The 13582-nt window shown below is 70.0% G+C and carries 14 protein-coding genes and 1 pseudogene; 6 read left to right on the top strand and 9 right to left on the bottom strand.

What is annotated here, in order from left to right; translation table 11 throughout:
• Positions 1 to 180: 180 nt before the first annotated feature.
• Entirely contained in the window at positions 181 to 1035 is an 855-nt protein-coding gene (locus CLT71_RS27345; protein WP_101369639.1) for a hypothetical protein, read from the bottom strand.
• A 95-nt stretch (positions 1036 to 1130) separates the two neighbouring features.
• Positions 1131 to 2990, bottom strand: coding sequence for a phosphoenolpyruvate carboxykinase (GTP) (locus CLT71_RS27340; protein WP_101369638.1), 1860 nt, complete (start codon positions 2988 to 2990; stop codon positions 1131 to 1133).
• 428 nt (positions 2991 to 3418) lie between these two features.
• On the opposite strand from CLT71_RS27340, the gene CLT71_RS27335 reads away from it, so the two are divergent.
• The 3 genes and pseudogenes from CLT71_RS27335 to CLT71_RS27325 all read left to right on the top strand — a co-directional run bounded on the left by CLT71_RS27335 (position 3419) and on the right by CLT71_RS27325 (position 5432).
• Positions 3419 to 3967: a GtrA family protein gene (locus CLT71_RS27335; RefSeq protein ID WP_101369637.1), complete on the top strand. Its 549-nt coding sequence runs from the start codon at positions 3419 to 3421 to the stop codon at positions 3965 to 3967.
• A gap of 62 nt (positions 3968 to 4029) precedes the next feature.
• A pseudogene (locus tag CLT71_RS38235) lies at positions 4030 to 4599 on the top strand (GtrA family protein); the annotation flags it as partial.
• A 332-nt stretch (positions 4600 to 4931) separates the two neighbouring features.
• A complete protein-coding gene (locus CLT71_RS27325) occupies positions 4932 to 5432 on the top strand; it encodes a MaoC/PaaZ C-terminal domain-containing protein (protein ID WP_199187737.1) in 501 nt (166 codons plus the stop codon).
• Between the two features lie 163 nt (positions 5433 to 5595).
• Here CLT71_RS27325 and CLT71_RS27320 read toward each other — a convergent pair whose 3' ends face one another.
• Together CLT71_RS27320 and CLT71_RS27315 are read right to left on the bottom strand one after the other, a co-directional pair.
• Entirely contained in the window at positions 5596 to 6168 is a 573-nt protein-coding gene (locus CLT71_RS27320) for a PH domain-containing protein (RefSeq protein ID WP_101371827.1), read from the bottom strand.
• 107 nt (positions 6169 to 6275) lie between these two features.
• Positions 6276 to 7193 carry a biotin--[acetyl-CoA-carboxylase] ligase gene (locus CLT71_RS27315; protein WP_101369635.1) on the bottom strand — a complete coding sequence of 306 codons (918 nt, stop codon included), beginning with the start codon at positions 7191 to 7193 and terminating at the stop codon, positions 6276 to 6278.
• A 164-nt stretch (positions 7194 to 7357) separates the two neighbouring features.
• Here CLT71_RS27315 and CLT71_RS27310 point away from each other — a divergent pair, with 164 nt between their 5' ends.
• Complete coding sequence (locus tag CLT71_RS27310; RefSeq protein WP_101371826.1) at positions 7358 to 8950, top strand: acyl-CoA carboxylase subunit beta; 1593 nt, start codon at positions 7358 to 7360, stop codon at positions 8948 to 8950.
• Positions 8951 to 8964: 14 nt separating this feature from the next.
• On the opposite strand, the gene CLT71_RS27305 is transcribed toward CLT71_RS27310, so the two are convergent.
• The 3 genes from CLT71_RS27305 to CLT71_RS27295 all read right to left on the bottom strand — a co-directional run bounded on the left by CLT71_RS27305 (position 8965) and on the right by CLT71_RS27295 (position 11043).
• Positions 8965 to 10095, bottom strand: a complete 1131-nt coding sequence (locus CLT71_RS27305; RefSeq protein ID WP_143743635.1) for a hypothetical protein — start codon at positions 10093 to 10095, stop codon at positions 8965 to 8967.
• A complete protein-coding gene (locus tag CLT71_RS27300; RefSeq protein ID WP_101369633.1) occupies positions 10088 to 10588 on the bottom strand; it encodes a SigE family RNA polymerase sigma factor in 501 nt (166 codons plus the stop codon). The genes CLT71_RS27305 and CLT71_RS27300 overlap by 8 nt, the downstream gene beginning before the upstream one ends.
• Before the next feature lie 92 nt (positions 10589 to 10680).
• Positions 10681 to 11043, bottom strand: coding sequence for a MerR family transcriptional regulator (locus CLT71_RS27295; RefSeq protein WP_101369632.1), 363 nt, complete (start codon positions 11041 to 11043; stop codon positions 10681 to 10683).
• A 176-nt stretch (positions 11044 to 11219) separates the two neighbouring features.
• On the opposite strand from CLT71_RS27295, the gene CLT71_RS27290 reads away from it, so the two are divergent.
• Positions 11220 to 12011 (top strand): alpha/beta fold hydrolase, encoded by a 792-nt coding sequence (locus CLT71_RS27290; RefSeq protein ID WP_101369631.1) that lies wholly within the window; start codon positions 11220 to 11222, stop codon positions 12009 to 12011.
• A gap of 35 nt (positions 12012 to 12046) precedes the next feature.
• Here the strand turns inward: CLT71_RS27290 and CLT71_RS27285 are convergent, their stop codons facing one another.
• Both CLT71_RS27285 and CLT71_RS27280 read right to left on the bottom strand, forming a co-directional pair.
• Entirely contained in the window at positions 12047 to 12787 is a 741-nt protein-coding gene (locus tag CLT71_RS27285) for a M50 family metallopeptidase (protein WP_101369630.1), read from the bottom strand.
• A gap of 44 nt (positions 12788 to 12831) precedes the next feature.
• Positions 12832 to 13053, bottom strand: coding sequence for a winged helix-turn-helix domain-containing protein (locus CLT71_RS27280; RefSeq protein ID WP_486483475.1), 222 nt, complete (start codon positions 13051 to 13053; stop codon positions 12832 to 12834).
• 232 nt (positions 13054 to 13285) lie between these two features.
• On the opposite strand from CLT71_RS27280, the gene CLT71_RS36645 reads away from it, so the two are divergent.
• On the top strand, positions 13286 to 13492 hold the full coding sequence (locus CLT71_RS36645; RefSeq protein WP_199188010.1) for a hypothetical protein: 207 nt from the start codon (positions 13286 to 13288) through the stop codon (positions 13490 to 13492).
• Positions 13493 to 13582 lie beyond the last annotated feature (90 nt).

Here is a 13582-nt window from a genome sequence, read left to right as displayed (position 1 = left end):
AGGCGCCACTCGGTCGGCGGATCCCCGAACGCCGCCGACCACACACGTTCGGCCCGGCTCTCCGACCGATCACTCCACAGACACGGCGCCATCCGGATCCAGCCGGACGCAGTTCGACGCGCCGTAGCGGCCACTAGGTGCGCGGCCGAGCTAGGCGACCCGCCACACCCGGACGGCGCCTCAGCCCGTCCCTGACCCAACCGGACTAGCCCGGCGCAGCGCGTAGAGGGTCAGCCCGGCGGCCACCACCAGCGGCACACCGTCCCGGACCAGACCGTCGACCCCGAGCAGCAGCCAGCAGAACGCCAGGTCCACCGCGACCACCGCCACGCTGACCACCACCAGCAGGCCGCTCGCCCAGGACTTGCCCCGGAGCAGGAAGAAGGTGCAGAACAGCACCGCGTAACTGACCCCGATGCCGATGCCGAACCACAGCACCAGGGTAGGCACCGCGAGCAGCCGACCGTCGAAAATCGTGCCGACCGCCACCAGACAGGGCACCAGGGTCAACGGCCCGTACGTGAACGCGGCGACCCGGGCGGTGAGCAGCCAGCCGGTCACCGGGGGCCGGCGCGGGGTGACCTCCCGGAAGGAGATGCCCTGCCGGTCGACGACCAGCCGGGCCGGATGCCGGACCAGGTACTCCCGCAGTGGCGGCGACCGGTAGAGCATCCAGACGACGGCGACGCAGAGTACGGCCAGTACGGCGAAGCCGAGTACTCCGGGCAGTGCGGGTACGCCGGCCCGGGGCACGATCAACCGGCCGACCGCGAAGACCGTGGTGACGGCGAGGATCAGTCCGAGTGGACGCGCACCGGCCCGGCCCCGCCGCACGTGCCGGATCAGGATCAGGAAGCCGAGGGTGCGCAGCAGCGCCCAGCCGCTGCGTACCGCCAGGCCGAAGCCGCGCTCGTCGGCGTACCACCAGTTGAGCGCGTCGACCGCGACGGTGGCCGCCGCGGTCGCGGCGAGCAACCAGGTCAGCGCGCGGACGGCGGACGGCCGCCGGACCTCGGTCGCGGCGGCCGTCGTCATGCCGTCGATGATGCCCGCCGGTCGCCACCCGCACACCTGAAAGGAAGGGCCCCCGCTTATCGTTTTCTGTTGTACAGGGGGCCCTTCCTTACATCTCAGCGCTGGTTGGCGCCTACCCGGGACGCTTCGTCGTCGAGGCGGGCGCGGAGGGCGTCGAGCTCGGCCCAGAGCACGCCGGGGAGCTTGTCACCGAACTTCTCGAACCACTCGGTGATCATCGGCAGCTCGTCGCGCCACTCCTCGACGTCGACCCGGGTCGCGATCCGCAGGTCCTCCGGGCTCATGTCCAGGCCGTCGACGTCGAGCGCGTCCGGAGCCGGTACGAAGCCGATCGGCGTCTCGACCGCCTCGGCCCGGCCCTCCAGACGCTCGACGATCCACTTGAGTACCCGGGAGTTCTCGCCGAAGCCGGGCCAGATGAACTCGCCGTCGGCGTTCTTGCGGAACCAGTTGACGTAGTAGATCTTCGGCAGCTTCGACTCGTCGCCGTCGGTGCCCTTGCCCATCTCGATCCAGTGCCGGAAGTAGTCCCCGCCGTGGTAGCCGATGAACGGCAGCATCGCCATCGGGTCCCGGCGGACCACGCCGACCTGGCCGGAGGCGGCGGCGGTGGTCTCCGAGGAGAGCGTCGCTCCCATGTAGACCCCGTGTACCCAGTCCCGGGCCTCGGTGACCAGCGGGATGGTGTCCTTGCGCCGCCCACCGAACAGGATCGCGTCGATCGGTACGCCGTTCGGGTCGTTGAACTCGTCGGCGACGATCGGGCACTGGAGCAGCGGGGTGCAGAACCGGCTGTTGGCGTGCGAGGAGAGTTCGCCGCTGTCCGGGGTCCAGTCCTGGCCCTTCCAGTCGATCAGGTGCGCCGGCGGCTCGCTCATCCCCTCCCACCAGATGTCGCCGTCGTCGGTCAGCCCGACGTTGGTGAAGATGGAGTTCCCCAGGTCGATGGTGCGCATCGCGTTGGCGTTGGTCTTCCAGCCGGTGCCGGGCGCGACGCCGAAGAGGCCGTACTCGGGGTTGACCGCGTAGAGCCGGCCGTCCGGGCCGAACTTCATCCAGGCGATGTCGTCACCGATCGTCTCGACCTTCCAGCCGGGAATCGTCGGCTCCAGCATCGCGAGGTTGGTCTTGCCGCAGGCGGACGGGAAGGCGCCGGCAATGTACTTGACCGTCCCCTCCGGCGAGGTCAGCTTCATGATGAGCATGTGCTCGGCGAGCCAGCCCTCGTCCCGGGCCATCACGCTGGCGATCCGCAGCGAGTAGCACTTCTTGCCGAGCAGCGAGTTGCCGCCGTAGCCGGAGCCGTAGGACCAGATCTCCCGGGTCTCCGGGAAGTGCGAGATGTACTTGGTGTCGTTGCACGGCCACGCCACGTCCTGCTGACCCGGCTCCAGCGGCGCGCCGACCGAGTGCAACGCGTGCACGAAGTCGGCGTTCTCCCCCATCCCGGCCAGCACCTTCTTGCCCATCCGGGTCATGATGCGCATGCTCGCCACGACGTACGGACTGTCGGTGATCTCGACGCCGAACATGGGCTGTTCCGCCTCCAGCGGACCCATGCAGAACGGAATGACGTACATGGTGCGTCCGCGCATCGAACCCCGGTAGAGGTCGGTCATGACGCGCTTCATCTCGGCCGGGGCCATCCAGTTGTTGGTCGGGCCGGCATCGGCCTCGTCGACCGAGCAGATGAAGGTACGGTCCTCGGCCCGAGCCACGTCGCCCGGATCGGTACGCCCCCAGAAGGAGTTCGGCTTACGTGCCGGATCCAGGCGTACGAGGGTGCCGGCGTCGACGAGTTCGTCGGTGATGCGGCGCCATTCCTCCTCCGAACCGTCGACCCAGACGACCTGGTCAGGGCTGGTCAGTTCGGCTACCTCTTTGACCCAGGCGAGTAGTTTCGGATGCCTTGTCGGAGCTTGATCGAGACCCCGGATAGTCGCCGGAGCGGCCATGACAGTTCTCCTTTGGTCGACGCTGACCGATTGCGGGGCGGGCGGTGCCGAACAGGCCTGCGACCGCGTCGCCTTGTGAAAGCCTGGGATTTCCGTCAGCGTAAACCGAGCCGGCGTTCGGGGCAGCGAGACTGGTTGTGAAGAACTGCACAAGATGCGGTCAGGCTGCGGTAAGGCGATTCTTTCCTCGCTCCCACGCGCAGTTTCACGCAAATCCTTCCGGGCAACAACATTGCGTCACGGCATCCTCACAGTGGCCAGTGACGCCAGGTGACTCTGGTGTCACATGAGACCCTCCGGTCGCCCGCACCGCAGAACCCGTCCGCCCCGCACCGCGGAACCCGCCCGGCCGGGCTCGGCCGGAGTCCGGCGCCGCGAGTCGCCGGTTGCGGCCCGTGCGGACGAGCGGCAACCGGTACGCTCAAGCCGTGTCCTCGACCGCCACCGGCGAACAGCCCTCCCTGCCGGATGCGCGGCGCGGAGTGATTCGCACCCTTCTGGACCGGTTCGGTCACCTGTTCCACGAGCTGGGCAAGTTCGGCACGGTCGGTGGGGTGGCCTTCGCTGTCGACTTCGTGCTGTTCAACTATGCCAACGCGAGCCTCGGCTGGGAGACCCTCACCGCGAAGACGTTCTCCACGGTCATCGCCGCGACCGTCGCCTTCGTCGGCAACCGGTTCTGGACCTGGCGACACCGGGAACGCTCCGGCATGGCCCGGGAATACTCGCTCTACTTCTTCTTCAACGCCGTCGGCCTGGGCATCGGCCTCGCCTGCCTCGCCATCAGCCACTACGGGCTCGGCAGCATCTGGCCAGGCGTGTTCAAGTCACTGATCGCCGACAACATCGCGGCCAACTTCGTCGGTGCGGCGCTGGGTACCTTCTTCCGGTTCTGGTCCTACCGCCGGTTCGTCTTCGTCGGCCCGGCGGCCGCCGACGCGCCGGACGTGATCACCCAGAGTCACAAGAGGCAGTGACCGGCAACCCACCTCCACCCGGTCGGCGCACCCGGCGCCCAGATCTGCCCTAAGGTGGTCGAATGCGTTTCGCCCGTTTGTTGCCCGAGCGCTGGCAGAAGTTCCTGCGCGAGGTGCTGAAATTCGGTGCCGTCGGGGGTTTGAACGCCGCCATCAACTACGCGGTGTTCAACGCGCTGGCGCTCACCGTGTTTGCCGACGGGCAACTGAAGGCGAATGTCATCGCCACGGTCGTCGCCACCATCTCGTCCTATCTGATGAACCGGCACTGGACCTACCGGGACCGGCCAAAGTCGGCGATGCGCCGCGAGTACGCCCTCTTCTTCCTCTTCAACGGCGCCGGACTCGCCATCGAGTTGGGCGTGTTGGCCCTGGCCAAGTACGGGTTCGGCATCAGCAGCCTGCTGGCGCTGAACGTCGCCAAGACGGTCGGCGTCGGGCTGGCGACCATCTTCCGGTTCTGGTCGTACCGCACCTTCGTCTTCCGCAAATCCCCCGCCGTGCCGTTTGCCCCGACCGAGAGCGGTGCGACGGGCAGGACGACCGCCCCCGGGCGGACCGCCGAACTGGACGACGACTTCCTGGCCGAACTCGACCCGGTCGCCGAACTCGCCGAGGCGGTCGGCGAACTCACCGGCCCGCACGCCGCCGCGCCGGGTGTCGACGGCGGCCCGGGCGTGGGTTCGGAGCCCAAGGTCCGCGACGGTAGGGCCACACCCGCCACAGGCGCAGCCACACCCAGCGCCAACGGAGCCACACCAGCCGCGAACGGGGCCGCGGCCGGTGCTACCAACGGGGCTGCGGCCGGCGCCAACGGAAGGCGGACCGCCGCCGGAGTGCCGGACGGTTCCGACCAGCCGCTCGAGGTCCAGTTCGCCGAGACCATCGACGTCGCGCTGGAGACCGAACTCGCCGCCGAGCTGAACGCCGCTCCCCGGCGTTCGTCAGCCCGCTGAGCGGCGCGGTGAGCCGCTCGGGTACCGGCGCACCCGCCGAACTGTTCTTCGAGGACCTGACGCCCGGCCGCTCCTTCGACCTCGGGGTAACCGTCGTCGACGGGCGGGAGATGGTCGACTTCGCCCGGCGCTTCGACCCGCAGTGGTACCACGTCGACGAGGAGTTGGCCCGGCGCAGCCATCACGGCGGGCTGATCGCCAGCGGCTTCTTCACGGTCAGCCTCTTCATGCGGGCGTACGTCGACCACGTACTCGCCCGAGCCGCCGGGGACGCCTCACCCGGGCTGGAGGAGCTGCGCTGGCTGGCCCCGGTACGCGCAGGTGACCGGCTGGCGACCCGGCTGACCGTACTCGGCAGCAAGCCGTCGGGGGCGCGGCCCGGCTTCGGGACCGTCACCCTGACCGGCAGCATGGACCGGCTGGACGCACAGAGCCAACCGGAGCGCGAGGTGCTGCGTACCCGCTTCCGGGGCTGGTTCGTGATGCGGGAGCCGCTGCCGCCGGGCTGACCCGGCCCCGGGCCAAGTGCGCCGGGGCGAGGTGCGCCCGGCCGCGCCAAGGGCCCCTGCCCGGCCGCGAACGGCGATCCGGTCCGCCGAAGGGCGGTTCGGTCGCCGAGCGGCGGTTCGGTCTGCCGATCGGCGATTCGGGTCGCAGGGGCCCTCCAGGGCGTTACTTCGACTCTTCGCGCAGCGGCTTGCCCTCGGCCACGTCGGCCATGATCTCGCGCATCTCGCCGTCACCGAGCGAGTGCTTGTCGTGGTTGGCGTCGACCAGCTCGTAGAGCATGGTCTGTACCCGCTCCACGCCCGGGATGTCCTCCAGCACCGACTGGCCCCGCTCGCCCGCCGACTCGATGGTCAGCGTGCCGCAGCCGAGCAGCCGTTCGAGGAACTTCTGGTTCATCGAGTGGTCGTTGATCCGGCCGAGCGGGATGTCCCGACGGTCGCGGGAGAAGACGCCCTTCTGCAACAGCACCCGCTCGTTCGTGAACAGGTAGTGCGTGGTCCGCCAGACCAGGTACGGCCGGACGCTCAACCAGACGACCAGCACCAGCGCGGCCGCCGCGATCACGTAACCGAGCACGGTGCCGGCACCGGTCGACGGCAGCAGAACGAGGCCGGCGACCACCGCAGCAACGGCCAGAACCAGCACCACGACCGGTCGGATCAACGCCTTCCAGTGCGGGTGCAGGTGCGCTACGACATGCTCGTCCTGGGTGAGCACGTCCTCAGGGAAAGCCACCCCATCCTCCTCGTCCATAACCGAATGTCCGCGGTGACCGTAGCGGTTGCGCGCCACCCTCGCGGTTTCCGGTATCGACTCTTTACCGACGGTCGGGCGGGTGGCGGTCAGCGCAGGTGCAGGACGTCACCGGCGGCGATCCGACGCTCGCCGTCGGCGGTCGCGAGTACGAGCTGGCCGTCGGGGTCGACCGTGCTGGCGGTACCGACCAGTTCGTCGCCGGCCGGCAGCAGCACCCGTACCTCCCGGCCGAGGGTGGCGCAGTTGCGCACGTACGCCTCGTGCAGGCCGCAGGCGGCGGCGTCGCCACCGGCGGTCCGCCAGCGGACGTACCAGCGGTCTATCCCGCGCAGCAGTGCCCGCAGCAGCGGGTCGCGGTCGGTGGCCACCGCACCGGCCAGTTGCAGCGAGGTGGCCGGCAGCCCGGTCGGGTTGACCGGCAGCTCGTCGGCGCGAAGCGTGACGTTCACGCCCAGGCCGAGCACCACCCCGGGGTCGCCCGCCCCAGTCCCGGAGACCCCCTCGGCCAGGATCCCGGCCGCCTTCGCCTCGCCACTCGGGGGACGTTCGGCGGGGCTGCCGTTGCGCGGGCGGGCCCAGAGCAGCAGGTCGTTCGGCCACTTCAGCGCCGAGTCCAACTCGGCCAGCAGGTCCACCGCCTCCACCAGGGCGACACCGGCCAGCAGGGGCAGCCAGCCGTACCGGGACGGCGGCACCGCCGGCCAGTTCCGGTCGGGTTCGGTCAGCCCTGGCCGGAGCAGCACGCTGACCGCGAGCCCGGCTCGGGCCGGCGACTCCCAGCTACGCCCCCGCCGGCCCCGCCCCGCGGTCTGCCGCTCGGCGACCACCACCAGTCCTTCCGGCTCACCGGCCCGGGCGGCCTCGGCCGCGTCGGCGTTCGTCGACCCGGTCTCGCGGTGCAGCACCAGCCGGGTCCAGAGGCTCTCCGGTGTGATCAGAGCCCGCCGGAGCCGCCGCGCGTCGAGTGGCGGACGGTCCAGGTCGGTGTACGGCGATCCCGGCATCAGCCCAGCGTACGGGTCAGGGCCTCCGGCCCGGGTCCGACCGTCGCGGCGACCTCGTTCCACCCGTCGCGGCGACCTCCTTCCGCCGGTCGTGGCGGAGTGGTACGGCACACGCCGCGCCACCGGGCGGTGGGGTGGCGCCGGCCGTCGTTACCATCGCGAACGTGACTGGGCAGCCGAGCACCACAGACGTCGACCCCCACAGCACCGCAGGCCGGCTGGCGGATCTGGACCGCCGGGTCGACGAGGCGGTGCACGCCGGTTCGGCCCGGGCGGTGGAGAAACAGCACGCCCGGGGCAAGAAGACCGCCCGGGAGCGGATCGAACTGCTGCTCGATCCGGGTTCCTTCGTCGAGCTGGACGGGCTGGCCCGACACCGGTCGACCAACTTCGGGCTGGACCGCACCCGCCCGTACGGGGACGGCGTGGTGACCGGCTACGGCACCGTCGACGGCCGGCAGGTCTGCGTCTTCGCCCAGGATTTCACGGTCTTCGGCGGCTCCCTCGGCGAGGTCTTCGGCGAGAAGATCGTCAAGGTGATGGACCTGGCGATGAAGATCGGCTGTCCGGTGATCGGCATCAACGACTCCGGTGGCGCCCGGATCCAGGAGGGCGTGGTCAGCCTCGGCCTCTACGGCGAGATCTTCTTCCGCAACGTCCGCGCCTCCGGGGTGATCCCGCAGATCTCGCTGGTGATGGGGCCGTGCGCGGGTGGTGCCGTCTACTCCCCGGCGGTCACCGACTTCACAGTGATGGTCGACCAGACCTCGCACATGTTCATCACCGGTCCCGACGTGATCAAGACGGTGACCGGTGAGGACGTCGCGATGGAGGAGCTGGGCGGGGCGCGTACCCACAACGCCCGCAGCGGCAACGCGCACTACCTCGCCACGGACGAGGACGACGCGATCGACTACGTCAAGGCACTGCTGTCGTACCTGCCGAGCAACAACCTCGACGAGGCACCGGTCCTCGACGCGCCGGCCGAGGTGGAGGTCACCGACTTCGACCGGGAACTGGACACGCTGATCCCTGATTCGGCGAACCAGCCGTACGACATCCACGAGGTGATCGAGCACGTCCTCGACGACGGGGAGTTCCTGGAGGTCCAGCCGCTCTACGCGCAGAACATCGTGGTCGGCTTCGGCCGGGTCGAGGGACGGCCGGTCGGGGTGGTGGCGAACCAGCCGATGCACTTCGCCGGCTGCCTGGACATCGCCGCCTCGGAGAAGGCCGCCCGGTTCGTCCGCACCTGCGACGCGTTCAACATCCCGGTACTCACCTTTGTGGACGTTCCCGGGTTCCTGCCCGGTACCGGCCAGGAGTGGGACGGCATCATCCGGCGGGGCGCCAAACTGATCTACGCGTACGCCGAGGCGACCGTACCGAAGGTCACCGTGATCACCCGGAAGGCGTACGGCGGGGCGTACGACGTGATGGGCTCCAAGCACCTCGGCGCGGACCTCAACTTCGCCTGGCCGACTGCGCAGATCGCGGTGATGGGCGCGCAGGGCGCGGTGAACATCCTCTACCGGGGCGAGCTGGCCGCCGCCGACGATCCGGTCGCCGTCCGGGCCAAGAAGATCCGGGAGTACGAGGACACCCTCGCCAACCCCTACGTGGCGGCCGAGCGCGGCTACGTCGACGCGGTGATCCGGCCGGCGGAGACCAGGAGCCAGATCGTGCGAGGGCTACGGGTCCTGCGCACCAAGCGGGAGACGCTGCCGGCCAAGAAGCACGGCAACATCCCCCTCTGAACCGGCTGCCCGGGCTACTCCGGGTTGCCCTGGGCCACCGGGCTGCCCCCAATCGGCTCCGGGCTGCCTCCGGGGTGCTCCGGACCGCCCCCAGGCTGCTGCGGGCCGCCCCCAGGCTGCTTTGGGCTGCTCGGGGCGTCCTCGTCCGGCTCCGGACACGGCGGGTTCACGGCCTCGCAGAGCCGGACGGCGGCCCGCCGGGTCAACGCCTCGGTCCGCTCCGGGTCCGGCGCCTCGTCGACCCTGTCCACCGTGGCGACCAGGTCGCCGACCCGGACGACTCCGACCAGCCGGCTGGCGGGACCGTCCACCACCACCGGACTGTCCTGCCGACGGACGGTGGTCTGCCAGTCCAACAGCACCGACTCGTCTCCGGCGAAGTCCTCGGCCAGGACCCGCCAGCGGTGCACCGCATCGACGGCAAGCCCTCGGCCGTCGACCTCGATCGCCCCGGCGCTGCGGTATTCGGCGCAGAGGTCGGGCACGGCACGGGCGTCCGCGAAGACCTGCCGGGCCGCGCCGGGAAAGAGCCGGAAAACCCGCTCGTGTACGACAGCAGCGCCGCTGTGCGGCTCACCGGGTACCGTCGGCGGCTGCTGTACCGTGTGCCGCCGCATCGTCCGGGCCAGCCCGTCGTAGCGGTCGCGTGTCGCGTACCCGGGACAGCCCAGCGGCACGGTCGGGTCGACCACCTCCACCAGCGTGTCCAGCCGCACCTCGACCCGATCCACCACCAGCCCCGGCCCGACGTCCTCCGGTTGCAACAGCGCGGAAGCCGGGATGGCGAGCGGGTCCGGTGACGGCATCGGGGCCGACGGTTCGGCCAGCGCTGGCTGCCCGGCCGGCAGCGGCAGTGGCCCGTACCGCTCGACGGCCACCACCGAGCCCGTCGCGACCACGGCGAGTACCGCGGCCGTCCCGACCAACGACCGGAGCCGGTTACGCCGCCGGGCCCGCGCCCGGATCTCCTCGGGCGCGAGCCAGCACACCGTGGCGATCTCCCCGGCGATCTGGTTCACCAGCTCCGGCCCCACCTTGACCGACTGGTCCGCCAGTGGGCCCGCCGACAGATCCGTCGACAGGTCCGTCGGCGGGTTGGACCGGTATCCGGGCCGGGAGACCCGGGTGGACATCGACTCAGGCATCGGCTGCCTCCTCCAGATCCACGACCCTCAGCAGGCCGGCCAGCGCCGCCCGGCCACGGGCCAGCCGGGCCTTCACCGTGCCGACGGGAGCACCGGTCTCCCGGGCCACGTCGGCGACCGGCATGCCGAGCAGGTAGTACAGGGCGATCGCGGTACGTTGCTCCTCTGGCAACCGGCGGAGTGCGGCGACCACCTCGATCGTCTCGGTGCCCGGGGCCGGGGTGTCGGCCGGCAACCCGTGCCGCAGGTACGCCCGGCTCCGGCTGCGCAGGCTGCGCCAGCGGCTGATCGCCACCCGGGCGGCCACCACCCGTACCCACGCCTCCGGATCGGCGTACCCGCGCACCAGCGACCAGCGCTGCCACGCCCGGATGTACGCCTCCTGCACCGCGTCCTGGGCTTCGGCCAGGTCACCGGTCAACAGATAGACGTACCCGAGCAGCCGTTGCCGGCTCCCCCGGTAGAACTCGTCGAAGTCGTCGACGTCGGGCACCCGTGACCTCCCCCTGCGGACATAGCCAATACGCCTGGGCCCCAGGGATCGGTTGCAGGTCGAGTCGAGAACGTTGCGGGTGCGGTAAGAATTCAGGCGCCTCGCGGTGGAGCGGCGTCGATCACCGTATCGAGGATGCTCCGGGACGCCTCCAGCTCGTTGATCGCCACGGTCATCCGGTCACGCTCCCGCCGCAACTGGTCGACCAGATCAGAGCAGACCGGCACGAGACGCTCGTCGTCGTCGCGTATGCACGGCAGGATCTGGGCGATCGTGGCGGTGTTCAGCCCAGCGGCGAGCAGCCGACGGACCCGCCGTACGGTCTCGACGTCGGCCTCCCGGTAGACCCGGTACCCGCTCGGCAGACGCGTTGGCACGAGCAGCCCCTGCTCCTCGTAGTAGCGCAGCAGCCGTTCGGGAACTCCGGTCCGGCGGGCCATCTCCCCGATGCGCATGTGATCCGCACCTCGCCACGTTGACTCTGACATCGATGTCAAAGTCTAACTTCACGGCATGACGCGACGGTGCCCGTCGCCGGTCAGGACGCGATGCCGCCCCTCGGCATGCTCGCCGTCCCGGCCGGCAGGCCCGACGCCAGACCACCCCGACGCATCGAAAGGAATCTCCGGGAATGTCCGCGTCATCCCTCGTCGCCTCCACACTGGCCCGCACCGTCCGCGGCTCCGGCCCCGGCCTGTTGCTCGCGCACGGCGCTGGCGGAGGTATCCAGGCGAACTTCGGCCCCATCATGGACGCCCTGGCCGAGTCGTACACCGTCGTCGCGCCCGATCTGCCGGGGACGGGCGACACTCCCCGGGCGGACGGACCTCTCGACCTCGACCGGCTGGCGGACGAACTCGTCGCCACCGCCGTCGAGGAGGGACAGGAGTCGTTCGCGATCGCCGGATACTCGATGGGCAGCGCGCTCGCCGTCCGCGCCACCGTCCGGCACCCCGAACGCGTCACGGCACTCACCCTCACCGCCGGCTTCGCCCGACCGAATCCGCGGTTCCGGCTCGCGGTCAAGCTTTGGCGCGACCTGCTGACCGCAGGCGAACCCGACCGACTCGCCGGTTATCTCTCGCTGATCGCCATGGGCGCACCCGCACTCGACGAGGTCGGGCAGCACGATCTCGACGCCGCACTGGCCGTCACGGCGGCCACTGTGCCACCCGGGACCCTGGAGCACCTCGACCTGCTCGACCGGATCGACATACAGGACGACCTCGGGAAGGTCACCGTGCCCACGCTGGTGATCTCGACGAGCTACGACAGCCTGGTGACGCCGTACCTGCACCGGCAGCTCGCCGACGGAATCCCCGGTGCGCGGTTCGTCGAGATCGCGACCGGCCACCTGCCGTTCGTCGAACGGCCGGACGAGTGGCTCGCGCTCCAGCGGCGCTTCCTCGACAACGCCCGATAGGGAGCTGGCTGCCGTCCGGACACCTGCCCGGCCGCTCAGCCGGGCAGGTTGGCGGAGTTCAGGATCGGGCCGGTGAGCAGCGCGGCTCCGGCGAGCAGGGCGATCAGGTTGACCGCGCCGAAGACCCCGACCCAGACCAGGCCCGGCACCCGGGTCAGCCAGGCGAGCTGGTCGGCGTCCGACTGCGGCAGTTGACCGCGTCGCCGCAGGGCCTGGAGTTCGCCCACCGGCCGTACCCCGCCGAGCAGCAGGAACCACACCCCGGTGTACGCGAACGCCGCCTGCACCTGCGGTGACGCCATCCAGGAGACCCCGAGTACGACCCCGGTGGTGACCACGATCGAGATGATGCCGAAGACGTTGCGGATCATCACCAGCATGGCAAGCAGCAGTGCGACCGCGACCCAGAGCAGCAGGGTGATCCGGTTTCCACCGAGTACCCAGGCACCGGCCAGACCGATGAGTGACGGCGCCAGATAGCCGGCCAGCAGGGTGAAGATCATCCCGGGACCGGTCGGCCGTCCCGCCGACAGGGTCAGCCCGGAGGTGTCCGAGTGCAGCCGGATACCTTGCAGACGGCGTCCGGTGAGTACCGCCGCGAGTGCGTGCCCGCCCTCGTGCGCGATGGTGATGGCGTTGCGCCCGATCCGCCACGGGAGCCGGGTGACCACCACGGTGAGAGCCACCAGCCCGGTGATCAGTACCAGCAGCGGGGGTGGGTCGGGCTGCGCCCCGAAGAGCTTGTCCCAGAGGTCTGTCAAGCCGTCCACTGACATCCGAGCGAGCCTAGTTCATGTCGTCGCTGTCCAGCCGGACCTGTCTAGTCCTTGCGCTCGATCACGAAGACCCCCAGCCCGGGATGACCCTCCACCAGACCCTTCGCTTTCAACCAGTTGACCGCCCCACGCACGACGGTGATGGAGACGCCGTACTGCGCACGCAACTCTGCGGTGCTGGGCAATTGATCGCCTGGTGTCAGCTTCCCTGATTCGATCTGCTCGGTGATGTCGTTGATGATCTTTTGTGTCTTCGAGGTAGGCACGATGCACTCCCTGGTCCGCGCCCATATTTGATCACGACGAACCGAGGAACCACAAGCATCAAGAGGCATCAGGGGGCATATGGTCTTGCCTTGCTCTACCTTATGCAATAGGTTGCTGGTGGCCGATTTCTCCTGGTCCGCAACCTGGTGGGTCGGTACTCCGCGCGACGGCTCGTCTCCCTCCGACAGCCCGGCGAGCCGTCGCGCGCCCCGCAACCGCCGGAGGTCCGCAATGGAACGCGACCGATCCATGGCAATCGTCGAACGACATCGCCCGGCCCCGCTGTGGCGGCTGCTCGGCATGTGGCGCTGTGTCGCGTGCCGGCGTCGCTGGCCCTGTCCCCGCTACCGCGACGCCCGCAGCAGCCTGCTCGCCCACGACCGGCACGACATCGCGGAAGTGGCGCGGCGACTCAACAGCCGCTGGCCGCAGCCCTGACACGAGTTAGCGGCAGCGGGACCTGTCATCACCTACCCGGTCGATAACTGATCCGGCTGCCGCTATCCCTCGTTGTCCCGTCTCAGTGCC

Source organism: Plantactinospora sp. CNZ320 (genome assembly GCF_002846275.1).
The sequence above is the reverse complement of the archived record's forward strand: the minus strand, read 5'-3'. Positions and strand labels throughout refer to the sequence as shown.